Annotated in this window: 10 protein-coding genes; 2 read left to right on the plus strand and 8 right to left on the minus strand. The window is 43.0% G+C overall.

The window, feature by feature from the left end; translation table 11 throughout:
* The first annotated feature begins 77 nt into the window (after positions 1-77).
* The gene (locus tag VF06_RS26005; protein ID WP_099068613.1) at positions 78-479 is read left to right on the plus strand and encodes a hypothetical protein; all 402 of its coding nucleotides are present in this window, start codon (positions 78-80) and stop codon (positions 477-479) included.
* A 124-nt stretch (positions 480-603) separates the two neighbouring features.
* Here the strand turns inward: VF06_RS26005 and VF06_RS26010 are convergent, their stop codons facing one another.
* The 4 genes from VF06_RS26010 to VF06_RS26025 form a co-directional block, all read right to left on the minus strand.
* Entirely contained in the window at positions 604-1113 is a 510-nt protein-coding gene (locus VF06_RS26010; protein WP_099068614.1) for a HEAT repeat domain-containing protein, read from the minus strand.
* Between the two features lie 38 nt (positions 1114-1151).
* Complete coding sequence (locus VF06_RS26015; protein WP_099068615.1) at positions 1152-1970, minus strand: hypothetical protein; 819 nt, start codon at positions 1968-1970, stop codon at positions 1152-1154.
* A 298-nt stretch (positions 1971-2268) separates the two neighbouring features.
* Positions 2269-2553, minus strand: a complete 285-nt coding sequence (locus VF06_RS26020) for a hypothetical protein (protein ID WP_099068616.1) — start codon at positions 2551-2553, stop codon at positions 2269-2271.
* Positions 2554-2598: 45 nt separating this feature from the next.
* Entirely contained in the window at positions 2599-4470 is a 1872-nt protein-coding gene (locus tag VF06_RS26025) for an ArsA family ATPase (RefSeq protein WP_099068617.1), read from the minus strand.
* Positions 4471-4908: 438 nt separating this feature from the next.
* On the opposite strand from VF06_RS26025, the gene VF06_RS26030 reads away from it, so the two are divergent.
* Positions 4909-8157 carry a WD40 repeat domain-containing protein gene (locus VF06_RS26030; RefSeq protein WP_099068618.1) on the plus strand — a complete coding sequence of 1083 codons (3249 nt, stop codon included), beginning with the start codon at positions 4909-4911 and terminating at the stop codon, positions 8155-8157.
* Positions 8158-8327: 170 nt separating this feature from the next.
* On the opposite strand, the gene VF06_RS26035 is transcribed toward VF06_RS26030, so the two are convergent.
* From VF06_RS26035 to VF06_RS26050, 4 genes are all read right to left on the minus strand, one after another.
* Positions 8328-9113, minus strand: a complete 786-nt coding sequence (locus VF06_RS26035) for a hypothetical protein (RefSeq protein ID WP_099068619.1) — start codon at positions 9111-9113, stop codon at positions 8328-8330.
* 425 nt (positions 9114-9538) lie between these two features.
* Positions 9539-13216: an ELWxxDGT repeat protein gene (locus tag VF06_RS26040; protein WP_143861759.1), complete on the minus strand. Its 3678-nt coding sequence runs from the start codon at positions 13214-13216 to the stop codon at positions 9539-9541.
* 107 nt (positions 13217-13323) lie between these two features.
* Positions 13324-14304, minus strand: a complete 981-nt coding sequence (locus VF06_RS26045) for a protochlorophyllide reductase (RefSeq protein ID WP_099068621.1) — start codon at positions 14302-14304, stop codon at positions 13324-13326.
* A 43-nt stretch (positions 14305-14347) separates the two neighbouring features.
* A complete protein-coding gene (locus VF06_RS26050) occupies positions 14348-19747 on the minus strand; it encodes a trifunctional serine/threonine-protein kinase/ATP-binding protein/sensor histidine kinase (protein WP_099068622.1) in 5400 nt (1799 codons plus the stop codon).
* Between the last annotated feature and the right edge of the window lie 562 nt (positions 19748-20309).

Genomic DNA, 20309 nt, shown 5'->3' on the forward strand with positions numbered 1-20309 from the left:
TAACTTGTTAAATTGTAAACATTTGAATTATATTGCACTTACCTGGTTTGGTAACAGAACATTAAACCCACATAACTATGACAAGACTCGAATTAAAAAATCATCAAGTTTGGCAAGATTTAACTGAAAGATTACAAAATTTAGATGCTAACCTTCTTGTTCAAGAACATCTTGACCAGTGTGATTATAAAGTGTGTGGCTATTGGGATGAACAAGATGAATATTATGAGAAAATTACGTTACCTCGTACCCTAGAAGCCGAATTAGTTAGCAGTTCAATAGGCGTTACTCACGAAGAATGTTTTTTACAACTAAAGTTTTTGCTCATAGCTAATGCTGGCGATAATATGAAAACGGCAAGTAGCAATGCTCAAAAACTTGGGGAATTAGTTCTTGTTTATGATGAAAATCTAGAATTTATTGATGAGAATTGGCTTTTAGATGTCGATTCTCCATTCCTTGGGAAGCGATCTGGCTAATTTTAGGGAATTGAAAGGACACCTTGGAAAGCAAACCGCAATAGTTCTTGGATAGTATTTTTTGGTTTTATGGCTGTTTTTATTGATGTATTGTTTGCATTTTATGCTTGGCGGATTAATCAATTTACCAATTGTCTAATATCAGATTTGCATCTTCACTAATTAGTTCTTCAGGGGATTGAGCTGCTGATTCTATAATCATTTTCGCTTCAGGAGTTCCGATTTCTGCTAATGCCAAGAGAGACTTTCTTGGCACATTGAGCCATTCATCATAAGACCATCGGTATGTCAATGCCTTGGATAATGCCGGGATTGCTCTTTCATCGCGCAATACATCCAAAAGTTCAATAACTGATTCATGAAGACCATTATTGCTCTCATCATTGAGGATTTGACAAAGTATAGGTGTGTAATCCTTTGATAGGTTACGCCATGCTGCCATCATGACAAACGAAGCAGCCGGATAATCTGCTGGATTTGAAGCATATTTTTCCAACTCCTGAATCACTTCGCTAACTGAAGGAGGTGATATATCAAATTCCTTTTTCATTTCATTAGCAATTCTGTCAGTTTCTCTATAATTAGGAGAATTTTTGAATAATTTCAGATATTTTTCAACTGTGTTCCTTAGCATTTTATAGCCTTTTAATATTAGTAAAATTGTTATATATACTAAGACAGAGAAATATCATGCTTGGTAAATACACTAAAACCATCTAAAAACTCAATAACTGCTTCATTTTCTGATAATGGTTGACCCTGTTCTTTCAGCATCACTTTATATGGACGATTACAAGTGAAACAGAAATCTTGGAAAAAAAATGTCCAACCACAATCGTTAACAAATGTTTTAAGTATGTGCCAAAGATTGTCTTCGGGAAAGCATTGTAATTCAGAAATGCAGTAATCGAGCAAGCAGCAGACACTACACTCTGCATCTGGAACCACTAAACCAGATGCCAAAAAACGCCACAATCCCTCTAGCCGTCTTTGCTGATTTGTTTTTGCAGATTTCCAAACTGGAGATAATTTTTCACTATCGCGTAAATTCACAGGTATAAGGCTATGTATAATTGACCAAAATCCCAACTGTTTTTGAAGGTAGTTCCATAGATGAATATCCAACTGCCTTCCAACTGTTTCGATTAATGGCGATACAATATATCGATGAAATGTATTACTGAAAAGTCCTTTTTTAAGTAATTGCTTCTCAAGCCGCCTAATGAGGTTATTAAGTTTTCGAGGATTACACCAATCTTCATGCGGATAAACACAGTTGATAAAACTTAAATTAGCTATACCAAATGGACTATCAAAAAAATATATGTCGAATTCTTCTACACTAGATATTTGCTTGTAAACAGCTTTAATCGCTTGGGTCGCTTTTTGTGTATCAATAACTTGTGTTGAAAGTGCTGCTAACTGCCACTTTCTCTTATATTCACAAAGTAAAGCTTCCTGATGTGGGGTTAACTCAGAAATTAGTTGCATTAATTATTGAGGCAATTGTTAGTTTCTTTCTATAACTTAGAAGTCATTGCAATTCAGCAGCGTGACAATAAGCTGGCTTGAGGATCTAATTGACCTAAGTAATATCTTAATGCCTTTCTTAATTACCTCTCCTTGAGTCGAGGTAATAGCAACGAGTTTGGTCAGCAACCTTAAGATTACTAAGTAAAATTGTGATGTCGTCAAACTCCACGATTCAGACATCCAAAAATGAGATCGCCCCTGCTTGCTACGACCGCGCAAGGAAGTTGTGAAGAATAGGCAGCTGAAATCTTAGTACTTAGTATTCCAATGTTATGGTGTTGAATTTGGGTGTATTGTCCTCTAAATCAGTATTTGCTTGCTGATGAGCGATGTCTTCTTCAGCAATGATTTGACTGTTTAAAATAGCAAGACGCTGCTGAATCTGATGTCGGCGTGCTTCGAGTTTCTGTAGTTCCTGCTCTAAACGCTCTTTTTCCAACATCATTTTGTAAGCGTTTAAGTAAACTCTTGCTTGAGAACGTTGAGGAGGCATTGAGCTAAGTTTGGCTTGAATTTGTCCACGTTTTGGAGTGCGGTGCATAATAAATTTCTCTTTGGGTATGAAAGTATTTAGTCTAATTGGCACTTAAAATAAACAGGCTGCGGCTGCTTGAATGCGTTCTAAAGGCTGAACTGAGCGAGGAAGCACTGGTAAGCGAACCATTGTCAAACCTGGAAAATCGCAATTAATGGTTGCTGTAGAAGTAAAGCGGTTGAGAACAACGTAATTCTGGCTTACACCTATTTCTTGCAGAGATTTGAATAGGCGTTGTTGTTCGGCAAGTACGCTAGTCTGGTTAAGTGTAACGCCAATGAACTCTGCTTGCTGTGGGTCTTTTAGCACTTTTTGGGCTTTGACTACGCGCTGTCGCAAAGTTCGTAAACGCCCCATAAACTCTGTACGGCCAAGCACATCCTGATACTTAATCCATAGTTTGAAAATCCAAGCTAGCCAATCTGCTAGTGCTGTTGGCATTTCTAGAAAACGCAGAAGATGACCTGTAGGAGCAGTGTCTAAAATAATCAAGTCTTCTTCTTGTTGCTCTAGCAATTCCATTACTGTTAACAAGGAAAGCATTTCATCAATCCCTGGTAAAGCTTGCTCGACAATTTTGCGCCAAGCCACAGGAGCATAAGCCATTTCAATAGCTTCGCTTGTTTGGGTTTCGCCACTCATCATTTCGGCCAGTTCCCACAGGTAATCGGCTCTGAATTGCTCCAGAAGGCGATCGCTATCTACTTCCTGACCTCGAAGATTAGCAGTTATTTGATATGGTTCGTGTCCTAAACTCAGACCAAAGGCATCACCCAAGGAATGGGCTGGATCGATGGAAACCATGCGAATTTTGCGATCGCTATGTTGTTGAGCCATAGCCCAACCAATGGCAGCTGCTACTGTAGTCTTTCCTACTCCACCTTTACCGCCAATTAGTAACAGGCGGCGACCTTGGGTAAGAAAATCTCCAAAGCTAGGAGGAATTGTTTCCGGCCATTGAACTGGGAGTAGATCGATAGGAAATAGCGGTTCAAGCTGAGGAACATGGATTTGGTCAATCAGATGGCTGAGGGCTACAATTCCCAAAGGCTCCTTATCTTGCTGTGGCACGATAAAAATCGGCTTGCCGTTAGCAAGATCCGTATACTGACCGATCAGCGGTTGTTGTTCTTGGTAACGATCGCGGTCAGTCGCACTGGTAAGGACTTGGTTGACAAACAAGCCTCCGCAAGGAACCTGCATGTTTTGTAAGGCTTCTAGGAAGCGTTTTGACTCCAACCAACTCATTGGTTCTGCGATCGCAACTAACAAACAAGCTGTATGCTTAGGATCTTGCAGCAGACGACGACCTTGCGATAGTTCAGCTTTTAGGGTATGCAAAAAATCGTCAGCGCGATCGGGTGTGTAACTTCCGGCAAAGGTCTTGCTAATATATCGATGCTTTTCTTGAAACAGTTCCAGAGAGTGGAGGAAAGTGTCTAAAAAATCCATCAAGCCAAACAAGTTGAGTGTATGACCGCTAGGAGCCATATCCACTACTACTCGATGTACCTGCTGTTCGTTGAAAAGGCGTTGGATTTCTAACAAACCCATCAATTCATCCAGTCCAGGCCAATTTAAATCCCAAACTGGCAGCAAGTCTTCTCCTTCAACAAAACTACCACGCTCTACTAACAGTTCTAAAACCTGGCCGTAACGTTCTTTAAACTTTTGTAGCAAAAGCTTTGCATCCAACGCCCTGACTAGTAAATTCGGTAGTTCCGCTATGGGACGAGGAATGTCATCAACGCTAATTTGTAATACATCTCCCAGAGAGTGAGCCGGATCGGTTGAAATTAAAAGAATTTGCTCGTTGACAAATTGCTGCGCCCAACGACATGCAAAGGTGCAGGAGATTGTTGTTTTTCCGACTCCACCTTTGCCGCTAAACATAGCAAGGTGTAGGTTATCAAAAAGTTCCATCTCGTTTGTCATTTCCGGCGTTTTAGGATAAAGTTACTACATATTTTTGAAAATAACTTAAGTAATTTTGCTGAATAAAGGAATTTAAAACGTTAATTTTTCGCAGATGGGATTTACAAAACTTCTATTCTATTGGCTACCGTGTACACATAAGTCATTCCACCCGATGTAGAGACGTAGCAATGCTACGTCTCTACCCGATGATGGGTCTGACCCTCTATTCACCAGCTGCATCTTGTAAAGGGGAGGGAACTAGATTTTCCTTTACAAGTGCGGATTAAGGGGGGTAATTCGACTTGTGATTCTATAGGGTGGTGACAGGGAAAGTTTTACAAAAGAATGTGTAATGAATTTTCTTGAAGTACTTACAAAGATTAGCCGAGGAACTATAACTGAGGGAAAGATTTAGCTAGGGGTGTCCAAAGGTAAGGAGATAAGATGGTTAACAGTTCTGAAGGCGATATAAATATTGGGTGTCATGTCCAAGGTATTTCTGAATACGACTTTTTTTCTGACAGTAATTTTGAGGACATTCATCATCGTTCACTGAAAATAGACTCTCCCTACTTAGGACTAAAAACTTTTGCAATTAAAGATAAAGATAAATTTTTTGGTCGGGAAAAGTGGATTGTTAATTTGGGCGATCGCTTAAAAAAAGATGATGCAATCTTGCTTTTAGGTGCAGCATCCATTGGTAAATCATCGTTGATTTTATCAGGTTTAATTCCTGATTTAGGATATCATAACAATTCCTTGATTAATATCACTTTTCAACCAGATTACAATCCTTTTAAATCTATTTATAAATGTCTTGTTTTTACATATGGTGAAAAATCAAAAATAGCAGATATTTGTCGAGATATAAGAGAAGATACTTTAATTGAAATTACCACATTACTTAAACAAGATTATGAATGTGTGCTGATTTTTATTGACCGATTTGAAGAACTATTTACGAAAACTCCAAAGCCGGAACGTGACAAATTTGTTGCTAGTCTGTTTCAATTGCTCCAGCAGCAGGATAGCTCTGTGAAAATAGTTTTAACAATGCGGTCTGATTTTTTGGATAGATTTAGTGAGTATCCACAACTTGCGAAGATCCACGATCGCTATAGTTGTATACTCACTAGAATGAGCGATGACGAATTAAAGTTAGCGATCGCTGAACCTGCGGCTAAACATGGCGTGACCTTTGAACAAGGGCTAATCGAGCAAATTCTTGATGATTTTCACAAACAAAATGATTCTTTACCACTTCTGCAATACACTCTCGATGTACTGTGGAAAAGCGAAAATCTTCAAAACCGAATTCTGCAAATAAAGACTTATCAACAACTAAAAGAACAAATATTTGGTGATTTCCACGAACAAAGTCATCAATTTATTAATCCTAGTGTTGGATGCTACGATTCCCATTTGCAAGAACAGAAACAAGAGATTCAAAAGTTAAATCTTACACTGACTGAATTAAAACTGCGCGAACAATCAGCCAGGGTTTTGAATTTGCTTCCCTTGCAACCGCTAGAGGGTTTGGTGCTGGCAATTCAAACAATGGGTGAAAATTTAGAAAAATACCCAAATCAGCTTTTACCTTGTGTTTTGGGAAGCTTAAAGGAAGCAACGCACACACCCACAGAGGCAAATAGCTTGCGGGGACACGAACAAGAGGTGAATTGTCTAGCCTTTAGTCCTGATGGCAAATTTATTGCCAGTGGCAGTAGTGATTCTACGGTGTGCTTGTGGAATATCATTGGCAATCCCACTGCTGAATTTTTGCTGGGACATCAGCAAGAGGTGAATTGTCTAGCCTTTAGTCCTGATGGCAAGTTTATTATTAGTGGCAGTATTGACGGAATTTTGTGTTTATGGGATTTACAAGGTAATCTCATTACTCAACCGTGGCAAGGACATGAGGAAGGAATTATTGCCGTCGCCTTTAACTCAAATGGCAACTCCATTATCAGCGTTGGTTTTGACGGAACGGTGTGTTTGTGGGATTTACAAGGTAGCGCCATTACTCAACCTTGGCGCGGACACAAGGAAGGAGTTATTTCCGTCGCCTTTAGTGCAAATGGCAATTCCATAATCGGCGTTGGTTTTGATGGAACAGTGTGTTTGTGGGATTTACAAGGGAACGCCATCACTCAACCCTGGCACAAATATGAGGCAAAAATTATTTGCGTCGCCTTTAGCCCCGATGGCAAGTTTATTGTCAGTGGTAGTAGTGATTCTACGGTGCAGTTGTGGGACATCCAAGGTAATCTTATCGGTAAACCTTGGCGCGGACATGAAGGAAGTGTAAATTCCGTAGCCTTTAGCCCTGATGGCAAGTTTATTATTAGTGGTAGCTGCGATCGCACAATCCGCTTGTGGGATATTGACGGCAACCCCATGACTCAACCTTGGCGGGGACATGAAGCACAAGTTAATTCCCTAGCCTTTAGTCCCGATGGCAAGTTTATTATTAGTGGTGGCGATAAAACTGTGCGTTTGTGGGAGCTACATCAAATATTACAACAACGGGTCATGGGGCGATCGCAGCGTAAATATGAAAATTGGGTCAATGATGTCGCCTTCAGCCCCGATGCTAACTGGATTGTCAGTGCCAGCAATGATTCTACACTGCGCTTGTGGGATATTGAAGGCAACCCCATCGGTGAACCTTGGCGCGGACATGAAAAAGAAGTGAATTGTGTCGCCTTTAGCCCTGATGGTAAATTGATTGTCAGCGCCAGCAATGATACTACAGTGCGCTTGTGGGACATCCAAGGTAACCCCATCGGTGAACCTTGGCGCGGACATGAAAAAGAAGTGAATTGTGTCGCCTTTAGCCCTGATGGTAAATTGATTGTCAGCGCCAGCAATGATTCTACAGTGCGCTTGTGGGATATTGAAGGCAACCCCATCGGTGAACCTTGGCGCGGACATGAAAAAGAAGTGAATTGTGTCGCCTTTAGCCCCGATGGCAACTGGATTGTCAGCGCCAGCAATGATACTACAGTGCGCTTGTGGGATATGAACGGCAACCCCATCGGTGAACCTTGGCGCAGACATGAAAAAGAAGTGAATTCTGTCGCCTTTAGCCCCGATGGCAACTGGATTGTCAGCGCCAGCAATGATACTACAGTGCGCTTGTGGGATATGAACGGCAACCCCATCGGTCAACCTTGGCGCAGACATGAAAAAGAAGTGAATTCTGTCGCCTTTAGCCCCGATGGTAACTGGATTGTCAGCGCCAGCAATGATGCTACAGTGCGCTTGTGGGATATTCACGGCAACCCCATAACTCAACCTTGGCGCGGGCATGAGTATTGGGTCAATTCCGCAGCTTTTAGCCCTGATGGCCAACTGATTGCCAGTGCTAGTCTTGATGGAACAGTGCGCTTGTGGCGCTGTGGGTGGCAAGAGTGGTTGCAAGTTTGTTGCAATAGGTTAAATTATCATCCCATCTTTGAAAATCCTGAAAGCGGTAGCGATGTAGAAATTGCTTACCAAACTTGTCAAAAATATGTATGGAATCCACAATGTCCTCAACAGTTGAAGAACCAAGGTGCAACAAAGCTAAAAGAAAAACCTGATTCACCAGCTTTGGAGGACTTCAACCAAACAGTTCAACTTAATTTCACATACCACTGGAAACATCGCCTTGCTTGGCAATCAGTACCCACAGATGTGATAGGATTTTAATTCTCTATGACAATATCGGTTTTGTGTCAATACGGTTCGGTTAAAAGGGAAAGGGCAAAGAGGAAAAGTTTCAAATACATCCTTTACCCTTTACCCCTTAACCTTTTCCCAGACCACAAGGGAAGTTCATACTGCTTATCCAAACCGTATTGGGTGTTGTGTAAACCCTATCAATTAGAAGGTTCTATATTCAGAAAATTTGCAATTACATTCAAAGCTTTTTCTGCGCTTTTAGCTGTAAACATTGGCCCAGTAGCTAAATAAATTTTATCTTCATTATCCATTGTAAAAGCAATATTATAACTGCTGGAATTTTCCACTGTAAATGCATCAATATCAAGTCCTACTATCTTGGATAGTTTGGTTTCTATAATTTCTTTATCGAATAGCCCTTGACGTTCAATAGTAATTCTGTTTAATTTTTTATCTAAAATACAAGTTATCTTGCGATTTATTAGTAAATAGATAATACAAATAGAGCCAACAATAATTAAAAAAATACCCAAAGGATAAGTCCATAAGCGGCTATCTTCATGAATAGTTAATTGAGATACTTGGGAATTTTGAAGAATGGCATTTATTTGTTTTGCCTTGGCTTCCTTTTGTCTACTATCTGCATTAACCAAATTTATGGGAATAGAGCCAGATTTTGTTAATAACACTAAGGGATAACTACCCGATTTATCAGTGGTTTTCGTGTCTAATTTTGCACCTTTTAACTCTTGAAACCGCCAATTTTTAACATTTGATTTGAAAATATCCTGAATAATTAATTGACAACTTCCTTCTGTAGACGTTATGCGATTACAACTAAAAGTAGTCGTTTTTCCCACTAATGTTATTAAAAAAATACCTCCAGCAATGAATAAACCTCCAAATAACCAATATAGGACACCTTGTGGTTTGAGGTTTATGCTTAACAAAGTTGGGGTTTGTTGCAAAATTTTTAATCTCATACTTGTATATTAGTATAGGAATCCGCTTTGATTACTGAAATTATTTGCGTAGAAGGGAACAGGGAACAGGGAATAGGGAATAGGTAAGAAGGAATCAAAATGTACTGATACCGATTCAAAAAATGTTTGCGACAGATACCCCACCCGCCTGACGGCACCCTCCCCTTGCCAAGGGGAGGGTTGGGGAGGGGTCTTGTCTATGTGTTGCATTATTTTTTCAAATTGGTATGATTTTTTTTCAAAAATCAAATACGAATCCTATATGTATTCAATAATAGAAATCAGTTTGATTTCTGAAACAAGCTACATACTCAGGTAACAGTAAACAAGGCTCTCTAAGGTATATTGAATTGAGCTTTTTCATCAATCAAATATAAGTCCTATAGTAGTTTTTATATCGATTTATAATGACCAATGACCAATGACTAATGACCAATTTGTGCTGTACTTGTAACTCCATCAAAATTGTAAAATATGCTATCCGTAGTTTGATTGTAGATAAAGCGATCGCTTGCTGTTGTCGTATTAGTCCCTAGTTGAAACAAGCTTGATTCAAGGCTCGTATTCTCAGGTCGGCTCAAAATAAATTCTGGTTGGGAAATATAAACAGTATCATTTTCAATATTTAAATCAGTAATAATACTATTAACGCCAGTGTAGATATCAGAATCATCGAAGCTTGCTTGTTTGCTTCCACCGATGAGTACATCGTTACTGACATCGCTGAACAAGTTAGTATTGCCGGAACCAGTAATGAGACTATCGCTTTCTGTATCAGCATCTAATTCCTTGGTGGTGATGCTGTCGCCAACACAGAAGAGAGCATCGCTAGTATCAAGCACTGCCAGTGCAAAAACATCGCTGACGGTTGTTGTTTCATCACTAGCGATAACTTTGATGTTGAGGCTGCCAACATCGTTATTTGTGGGAGTACCGCTGAAAGTGATGCCGTCAAAGGTCAACCAACAGGGAATTGGGCCGCCATTTTCCAGGGTCGCACTGTAGGTGAGGTTATCTCCAGCATCAACATCTGCAAAGGTGTTTGTAGGTAGAGTGAAATTGAAGCTAGTGTCTTTTATTGCTGTTTGGTCGAGAATGCTATTTGCCAGTGTTGGGGCATCATTAATATTGTTGACTGCAATGGCGATCGCTTTCTCGTAGAATAAGCCACCTTCATCTGTGGCGCGCAAACGAATATTGTAGCTATTCTTGGTTTCGTAGTCGGGGGAGATGTTGATATGTAACTCGTTACCAACAATTGTGAAGGCGTTGTTATCAGTGTCCCCTGTACCAGAAACTAGGGTATAGGTGTGGGTGTTCTCTGTGTCAGGGTCATTGGTACTCAAGTTGCCAATTAGTGTGTTGCTAGGAACATTCTCGTTGACGCTAGTGGCACTTAAACTCAGGTCAGTGGGAGTACTGTTGAGGTCAAGCACAAAAAGTTCTTGTCCAGTGTTGCCGTTATCAGCAAAAAAGTAGAGTTTGCCATTGATGTAAGTGATGTTGTTAGGGTAAGAGCTACCGATGCCAGAAAAAATATCCTTAACTAGGACAGTACCAGCTTCAGTACCATCACTCTTCCACAGTTCATTGCCTCCATTGCCGTCGGTGGCACTAAAGTACAGCGTACCGTTGACATTGGTGAGATTTTGCAAGTTAGAGCTGCCGATGCCAGAAAAAATATCCTTAACTAGGACAGTACCAGCTTCAGTACCATCACTCTTCCACAGTTCACTACCTACATTGTTGTCATAGGCAACAAAATATAGGGTGCCGTTGACATTTGTGAGATTTTGGGGGTTAGAACTACCTATACCAGAGAAAATATCCTTGACGCGGATAGTACCAGCCTCAGTACCATCACTCTTCCACAGTTCATTGTCTCCATTGCCATCAGTGGCACTGAAATAAAGCGTGCCGTTGACGTTGTTGAGATTTTGGGGGTTAGAGCTACCAGTACCAGAGACAATATCCTTAACTAAGATAGTACCAGCCTCAGTGCCATCACTCTTCCACAGTTCATTGTCTCCATTATCATCAGTGGCAGTGAAGTACAGCGTGTCGTTGACATTGGTGAGCTTTTGCGGATAAGAACTACCCGTGCCAGGGACAATATCTTTAACTAGAACAGTACCAGCATCGGTGCCATCACTTTTCCACAGTTCCCTACCTCCATTGCTATCGGTGGCAACAAAGTACAGGGTGCCATTGATATTGGTGAGAAAGTTTGGATTAGAGCTACCCGCCCCAGAGACAATATCCTTAACTAAGATAGTACCAGCCTCAGTACCATCACTTTTCCACAGTTCGCGTCCCCCAGTGCTGTCAGTGGCAACAAAGTACAGTGTGCCGTTGATATTAGTGAGATTTTGGGCGTTAGAACCACCTATGCCAGAAAAGATATCCTTAACTAGGACAGTACCAGCCTCAGTACCATCACTCTTCCACAGTTCGTTGCCTCCAGTGCTGTCAGTGGCTGTGAAGTATAGCGTGCCGTTGACATCGGTGAGATTTTGGGGGTTAGAACTACCAGTACCAGAGAAGATATCTTTGATACGGATAGTACCCGCCTCAGTGCCATCACTCTTCCACAGTTCACTACCTCCATCGCCATCGGTGGCTCTAAAGTAAAGCGTGTCATTGACATTGGTGAGAAAAGACGGTTCAGAAGATAGCGTAGTGGTATTAATATCCTTGAGGCGGACAGTACCAGCCTCAGTACCATCACTTGTCCACAGTTCACTACCTCCACTGCCATCAGTGGCACTGAAGTAAAGGGTGTCATTGACGTTGGTGAGATTTTGGGGGTTAGAACTACCTATACCAGAAAAGATATCCTTGACACGGACAGTACCAGCTTCAGTGCCATCACTCTTCCACAGTTCATTACCCCCATTATCGTCAGTGGCACTGAAATATAACGTGCCGTTGACATTGGTGAGATTTTGCGGATAAGAACTACCCGTGCCAGAAAAGATATCCTTGATACGGAAAGTACCAGCCTCAGTGCCATCACTCTTCCACAGTTCCCAGCCCCCAGTGGTGTCAGTGGCAGTGAAATACAACGTGCCATTGACATTGGTGAGATTTTGTGGATTAGAACTACCCGTACCAAAGTAGATATTTTTGAGGCGGACAGTACCAGCTTCCGTGCCATCACTTTTCCATAGTTCATTAGCTCCAGTACTGTCAGTGGCAGTAAAGTACAGCGTACCGTTGACATCAATGAGATTTTGGGGGTTAGAACTACCAGTACCAGAAAAGATATCCTTGACGCGGATAGTACCAGCCTCGGTGCCATCACTTTTCCACAGTTCATAGCCTCCACTAATGTCATAGGCAACAAAGTAGAGCGTACCGTTAACATTGGTTAAATGTTGCGGGTTAGAGCTACCTGTGCCAGAGAAAATATCCTTGACGCGGATAGTACCAGCCTCGGAGCCATCACTTTTCCACAGTTCATTGCCCCCACTGCTATCGCTGGCAGTGAAATACAGCGTACCATTGACATCGATGAGATTTTGAGGGTTAGAACTACCTGCACCCAAGACGATATCCTGAACGCGGATAGTACCAGCCTCAGTGCCGTCACTCTTCCACAGTTCGCGACCGCCATTGCTGTCGGTGGCAGTGAAGTATAGCGTGTCGTTGACATTGGTGAGATTTTGGGGATTAGAGCTACCGACGCCGGAGAAAATATCCTTGACCTGGATAGTACCAGCTTCAGTGCCATCACTCTTCCACAGTTCGCGTCCCCCATTGTTGTCAGTGGCACTAAAGTACAGGGTGCCGTTGAGGTTTGTGAGATTTTGGGGATAAGAACTAGCTATGCCAGAGAAGATATCTTTGACCTGGATAGTACCAGCTTCAGTGCCATCACTCTTCCACAGTTCATAACCACCACTGTTGTCGATCGCAACGAAGTATAAAGTACCGTTAACATTGGTTATATATTGCGGGTTAGAGGAAACTCCACCGGTATTGATATCTTTTATCAGGTTAATAGATCCTTCTGCTGCTGCCATAACCCCATGCCTGCTGCTACGTGCTATATGTTCGCTAACTACAGGGTGTATGAGGTAGGGAGAAATGATTTTCCCCACACCAGACACCCCCCTCTTTACCTGTGCATCATGTAATTTCAGAACTGTTAACCGTCAACAGTCAACACTCAACCACCATCTGCTGTTGTTTCTTTTTTGCAGTTCCCTTAACGCAAAACCATATTTGGCGATTCAATTCCGACTAATTTGGCGCTCAGTTCCCACATCCGCTCGCCTTTTTCATCATCGCGGGCTTGGGGAGAAACTTTCTGAACAAAGGACTGACCATCTTTTTTCTGGCGATTTCCCCAACTCCAATAAACACCAGATTGATTATATTCAGGATCGGCAACAACAGCAGCAACTCTTTCTCCTGACAACTCCTGAGACACATATCCCCCAGTGATGTACTTTTGGAACAATGGGAAAAGTTTCTGGAACAGGGGATAATGATTTCGGAATAGTGGTGTTTCGGCAACACATCCCGGATAAAGAGAACTGAAGACAATCTTAGTTGACTGGTGGTAGCGCCGATGCAGTTCTCTCATGGTCAACACGTTACAAACCTTGCTGTCTTTGTAGGCTTTAACGGGTTCAAATTTCTTGCCGTCAATCATGGAAATTGGGTCTTTAAATCCTGCTGCGAAGCCCTCAAAATTACCCAAGTCTGGACGGGGCGGAATTTTGCCACCCAGTTCGTCTGGGTTATGGGTGACAGTTCCCAAAATCACCAGTCTGGGCTGTGAAGAAGACTTTTGTAAATCCTCTAGCAAGAGGTTGCACAACAGGAAATGCCCAAGATGATTGGTAGTGACAGTTAACTCATAACCTTCTGGACTGCGTAATGGTTCTTTTAATAAGGGCATATAAATTGCCGCGTTGCAAACCAAAGCATCCAGAGAGTTACCACTGGCGCGGAAGTTTTTCACAAACTGTCGAACGCTTTCCAAAGAACCAAGGTCAATGTGTATGCTGGTATAACTGTTGTAAGGAATTCCCACAGCTTGGGCTGCTTGTTGCGCCTTTGCTAAATCCCGACATGCCAAGATTACGTACCATCCTCTCAGGGCCAGAGCTTTTGCCGCATACAAACCTACCCCCGAAGAGGCACCTGTAATTACAACCGTTGACTTCCTATCCTGTGCCATTCTCTTGAGACTCTATTAATCATCTTTTACTATTTCCAGGATTTTACCACCCCCGAACCGGGAGGTAGATGGAAAACTCAGTACCTTGTCTTAATTGTGATTGGACTTCCAGGCGGCCAGCATGTTTCTCTACTACAATTTGACGGGCGATGGCTAAGCCTAACCCCGTTCCTTTACCAACTTCTTTAGTGGTAAACAAGCGATCGAAAATCTTAGATTTGACTTCCTGATTCATGCCTTGACCGTTATCAGCAATGCGAATTTCAACGGCATTTTCTTCAGATAATAATGCAGTTTGAATTGTAATTTGTTGGGGATGATTTTCTAACTCTTCAAAGGTTATTTGCTGTGCCATTTCATCGAACATATCAATGGCATTGGCCAGAATGTTCATAAACACCTGGTTTAGCTGACCGGGGAAGCAATTAATTTCAGGGATGTTGCCGTAATTGCGGATAACTTTAATGGCAGGGCGATTTTCATTGGCTTTGAGGCGATACTTGAGAATCAACAGGGTACTATCTAAACCTGCGTGCAGGTTGGCGCTGACTTTGTGTTCGGTATCAGCACGAGAGAAGGTACGCAGGCTGGTGCTGATACTTTTGATGCGATCGGTGGCACCTTTCATTGAGTCAATTAACTTGGGTAAATCCTCTAACAGAAAGTCCAGGTCAATCTTTTGGGCTAATTCGACCACCGAAGTAGTAGGCGGTTGCTGTTGCTGATAGGTGTCTAAATACTCACGCAGGTCTTGTACATAATCTTTGGCATTATTAATACTGCCGTTAAGAAAGCCCACTGGGTTATTAATTTCGTGAGCAACCCCCGCTACCAAGTTACCCAAAGTCGCCATTTTTTCGTTTTGCACAATCTGAAGCTGAGATGCTTCCAGTTGTTGAGCATAGGCTTGGGCTTGTTGATAGAGACGAGCATTTTCCAGTGAAATCGCAGCTTGGGCACAGAGCAGATTCAGTAACTCAACGCGATCGCGGGTGAAGGCTGCTGTTGTCAGGTTATTTTCCAGATATACCATACCCAACAATTTGCCTTGTTGCAGAATGGGACTGCACAGCAGACTCTTGGGCTGTTGGTTTTGGATATAGGCATCGCTTGTCAATAGCGGCTCTTGCACGGCGTTGCTAATCACAGCAGGCTGCAAACTGCGTTTGACTTTTGTTACCAAATTAATGGGCACTACACCGCTATCCACTAGGGACTGGGTTGGATACAAAATCTGCGTTTCGATTTGACCAGATTCCATAAGTTCTGCCCTAGCCTGAACCGTGAGATTTTGCCCCTCACTTAACATCAAAGCGCACTGCGTAGCACCCAAGGTTTGTATCACCGTCACCAAAAGAGTACCAATTAAGCGATCGAGTTCAATTTCACTGGAAAGAGTTTGGGAAGCTTTGAGAATAGCAACCAGATCCAGGGAATCAGAAAGACTGGTGGAGGAAACACTAGTGGAGGTGACAGTTCCAGTGGCAAATACAGTTTCGTCAACAGAAAATGGTGTCTGTGCTTGTTGGAGAATGGGAGCCAAAAGTTGAGGATAGCGAGTTTCCAAGTCGGCGAGTTTGGCTTTCGCCCCCCAGCGAGCATAGCCATAGTAGGCTTCAATCATGTAAGCTTGGGCGATGCGCTGTTTGTGCCAATCGAGGTAGAATTTTGCCGCCAGTTCATTGGCTAGGGCTGCTTCTTGAGGGTAGCCATTGGACTTGGCTCCCGCGATCGCCAAATCGTATAGTTCTAAAGCTTCTGTTTTGCAATTGAGGAGTTGCTGTTTTTGGGCTTCAACTAAATGATATTTGTGCAAAAAGTTCATGGGAGCATAATCAGCCCATTCTTTTAACTTGGCTTGATTTTCTTCGATTCGTTGCCATTGCGGCTGTGACTGTGACGGCAATTCACCAGCAATGGCCAGCAGGGTGAGAGAATCATAGAAATATAATAGGGGTTCAACGATATTGCCCATACCCCCAGCCAAATACTGTCGGGTTTGAATGGCATCGTGTTCTGCTTTGGCCCAGTCTTGGAGCCAGTAATTCAATGTGAAGCGATACAGATAAAAGTAGCAGAGTCGGTAAAAATCGACTTTTGCCTCAGCCAGGACTTTTTCTTCATAGGCATCCTGGCGTAAGGGAATTTCATTCTCTGACTGACCCAAGAGAATTTGAGCAGCTTGCCAGTAAGCTAAAACACAGTTTGCTGCTGTGAATTGGTGGAGGTCGCACAATTGTTGGTAATAGGCGTGAATTTGGGGTTCGAGTTCGGTAAGGGGTTGACCGCACCAATAGGCATTTAAGCAGTACAACTGGGCATCGTAGCCCATAAATTCTAGATTGCCAGTTTCTAGTCCTGCTTGATAGCCTTCCAGCAGAATCGGCAGCGTTTCTCGTAGATGGATTGTCCAGTGACCAACATACCCCCCCATTAACAAGGCTGTTGCGGCTCGAATATTTTTGGCATCTGGCTCTGAAGCCAGTTGATAGCCTAATTGCCCAAACTGGGGTACTTTTGCCATTTCTCCCCACAGTATCCTCAATTGAAAGGCGTAACCAGCGTAGCAATAAGCCGAAACTGGACTATTACCAAATTGAATTGACAATTTCACCTGTAACGCCACGATCAGGAAATAGAGCTTTGAGCCTGTCATATAACAGACTGGTGTCAGCCGAGCCGCATTTTGCATAATAGCTAACTGCTTAGCATCGGTCATTTGCGGCAGATGAATGAATGACTCAATGGAGCCATCGCCAATTAAAACATCGATTTCCTGCTTCAAGAGGCGAATATCCTCTAGGGTGGGTTCATCTGGTAGATTCACACCAAGCATTTGAAAGACTGATTGACCGATGGCAATGGCTTCTAAAAATTGATTGCGGGCTACCAAGGCCTGGATTCTGACTTGATAAACTTGCACTTGTTCTAAAGGCGTTTTTGCATGATGAATCACCGCTTCAATCCACCGATCCATCTGCTGAAAATCGCCAACCAAGAAAGCCACCTCGGCGGCTAAGTCATGCAGACATAGAGTCATTTGGTACTGCCGTTGCCAAGCGTCTGTTCCTAGTAGTTTTAGCCCCACTGTGGCATATTCACGGGCTGCTTGATAGGCGGTTGAGGCTCTGGCTTTGCGGCAAGCAGTGAGGTTGAGTTGGGCTAGTTCGTCTTTTTGCTGTTGTGTCTCAACCAGCGTCGTTCCATAGTTCAACTGATTAACGATTTCAAAAATCCGCTCTTCTCTGGCGGTTGGGGAAACTTGTTGCAGCAGGAGTTGTCCGATTTGGTAATGAGTCGTCTGTTTTTCCTCGTCGGGGATGAGGGAATAGGCGGCTTGCTGGACGCGATCGTGGAGAAAGCGATAGGAACAGTTAAATGTTGCTGCTTGATTGACTTGTGCCACCTTCAATTCTGACGGCTGATAAAACTTATAGACCTCAGTGATGGGCAAAATCACTCCTTCTTGCAAGGCTTTCCAGAGGTCGATGGCGGTATCTTCGGGCGATCGCTCATTGACAATGGCTAGGGTAGCCAAATCAAACTGAGCGCCAATGCAAGCCGCCAGTTTCAAAGCCGTTTGGGTTGCAGCAGGCAATTTTTGTAACTGGAGTGCCATGAACTCCACGACATCATCCGTGAGGGCAAGTAACTTCACCGTTGCCAGGTCGCACTGCCAATGTCCTGTCTGAAAGTCAAACGTAATATAGCCGTCTTCATGGAGTGCTTTGAGAAATTGGGTGAGGAAGAAGGGATTACCCTTGGTTTTTTGATACACCAACTCCGTTAGCGGTTGAGCCAGTTCCAAAGGGCAACTGAAGGTATCTGCCGTTAACTGATTTACATCTCCTTGGCTCAGGGGTTCCAGGATGAGGGTGTGGAGCCTGGTTTGGGCTTTTTCGATTTCATCGAGCATCAGCATCAACGGGTGAGTCGGGAACACTTCGTTATCCCGATAGGCTCCGATAACGAACAGATAACCGCGATTGCGTTCTGTCAGCAGTAGCTTCAGCAAGTTCAGAGAAGCCGAATCAGCCCACTGCAAGTCATCGAGGAAAATCACCAGTGGATGTTCTGGGGTGGTGAACACCGTGATGAACTTCTGGAACAGCAAATTGAAACGGTTTTGAGCGGCGCTACCGGAGAGTTCTGGTACTGGGGTTTGTTGACCAATTACCTGTTCGAGTTCAGGAATTACCTCAACCAGCACCTGACCATTATCACCAACTGCTGCTAAAATCTTCGCTTTCCACTCAGCTAACTGCGCGTCATCATTGCTCAGCAGTTGACCCATGAGGTCGCGGAAGGCTTGGACAAAGGCGCTAAAGGGAAGGTTGCGGTTGAATTGGTCGTATTTACCTTTAATAAAATAGCCATGCCACCGGACAATAGGCTTATGGACTTCATTGACAACGGCGGTTTTGCCAATGCCGGAAAAACCTGCCACCAGCATCAGTTCGGAAGCTCCATTGGCAACTCGCCCAAAAGCATCGAGTAAGATTTGAACTTCTGATTCTCGTCCGTAGAGTTTTTCGGGAATCAAAAAGCGATCGCTGATATCCTGTTCTCCTAACTCAAACCAGGCATGTTTGCCCACAAGATGATATTCTTCCTGACATCTAATCAGATCGTGCTTGAGACCAAGGGCACTTTGATAGCGGTCTTCGGCGTTTTTAGCCATCAATTTGCCAATGATTTCACTAAGCATGATGGGCAAATCATGGTTGAGATCGCAAACAGAAAGCGGTTGCTTTGCTAAATGGGCATGAACCATTTCCATTGGCTCGTCAGCTTGAAATGGTAACTGTCCTGTAAGCAGTTCAAAAAAGGTAATTCCCAAGGAATAGAAATCGCTGCGATAGTCAATCCCTCGGTTCATTCGCCCGGTTTGTTCCGGTGAGATGTAGGCTAGGGTGCCTTCTAGAACATTGGGATTTTGAATCTCTTGGGTTTCGCGGGGCAACAGGGAGGCAATGCTAAAATCAATCAGTTTAATTTGCCCAGTTTCTGGTTGAATCAGAATGTTGGCTGGTTTAATGTCTTTGTGAATAATCCGTTGCTGATAGAGCTGGTGGAGGATATCGACAATTTGCATGGCAATTGGCCAGAATTGTTCGACTTTTAAAGGGGAAGCCTGGATATAATGACGTAGAGAAATGCCACCGATATCTTCCATTACCAAAGCATAGCCATTGGCATAGGGTTCTAGACTAATCGGTTGGACAATACCAGGGATGTTGAGATTTTTAGCGATCGCATACTGATTGCGAAACTGCACCAACTCGCTGAAGCTGGGATAATCGTGCCGCAGTGTCTTAATCACCACCGGAAATCGCTGCGAGTTTTGCACTCCCCGATAAACAGCCGTCCTAGAACCTAGATACAGCCGCTCAACCAAGGTATAATTGGAAATGTTTGGGAATTGCTGTGCCAGAGAAGTCATAGGTTTAGCAAGAAGGCTTTGATTTTACTAGGATTCCCTAAAATGTTACTCAGGTAACAAATACAACAGTTCAGGAACCGAAAAGTTTTGCCATACCTGAATTGTGCATAACTATTGCTTTGTGAAGAATAGTTGCTAAGTGATTTTTGATTTAAAATTGGCGATTTTAAATATAGCGATCCCCAGTTAAGTGAGGTAGAAATAATATTTTGAAACGCAGAGGGGCGCAAAGTAAAGCGCAAAGGTGAGGCAGCGCGGTCTTGGGGGTTTCCCCCATGAGCGACTGCCGACGCAGAGATTTGTACCTCAACAGACTAGGAAACGCTATAAGTAGAAGTAGTAAATTAAACCTAACTCGACTCGCCAGGTTTCGACACTTCGACAGGCTCAGTGCATGGCTGCGCTCAACCCTCTTGGAATCTTTGGTTTGCTACTTTGAGGTTGACTTTAGAATTTGGTAAATCTAAAGCTCAACAATAACGCTTGCCAGCATAGTTCCATCGTAGTCTTAACCTACCTTGATACTCCTCAATAGCTATAACTCCCTTCTGATGGGAATTCT

This window comes from Nostoc linckia z4 (assembly GCF_002608075.1).
Classification (GTDB): Bacteria; Cyanobacteriota; Cyanobacteriia; order Cyanobacteriales; family Nostocaceae; genus Nostoc; species Nostoc linckia.

Excerpts from the sequence above, each read along its gene's own strand:
- VF06_RS26005 (WP_099068613.1), top strand. The coding sequence starts at position 78 with ATGACAAGACTCGAATTAAAAAATCATCAAGTTTGGCAAGATTTAACT.
- VF06_RS26010 (WP_099068614.1), bottom strand. The coding sequence starts at position 1,113 with ATGCTAAGGAACACAGTTGAAAAATATCTGAAATTATTCAAAAATTCT.
- VF06_RS26015 (WP_099068615.1), bottom strand. The coding sequence starts at position 1,970 with ATGCAACTAATTTCTGAGTTAACCCCACATCAGGAAGCTTTACTTTGT.
- VF06_RS26020 (WP_099068616.1), bottom strand. The coding sequence starts at position 2,553 with ATGCACCGCACTCCAAAACGTGGACAAATTCAAGCCAAACTTAGCTCA.
- VF06_RS26025 (WP_099068617.1), bottom strand. The coding sequence starts at position 4,470 with ATGGAACTTTTTGATAACCTACACCTTGCTATGTTTAGCGGCAAAGGT.
- VF06_RS26030 (WP_099068618.1), top strand. The coding sequence starts at position 4,909 with ATGGTTAACAGTTCTGAAGGCGATATAAATATTGGGTGTCATGTCCAA.
- VF06_RS26035 (WP_099068619.1), bottom strand. The coding sequence starts at position 9,113 with ATGAGATTAAAAATTTTGCAACAAACCCCAACTTTGTTAAGCATAAAC.
- VF06_RS26045 (WP_099068621.1), bottom strand. The coding sequence starts at position 14,304 with ATGGCACAGGATAGGAAGTCAACGGTTGTAATTACAGGTGCCTCTTCG.
- VF06_RS26050 (WP_099068622.1), bottom strand. The coding sequence starts at position 19,747 with ATGACTTCTCTGGCACAGCAATTCCCAAACATTTCCAATTATACCTTG.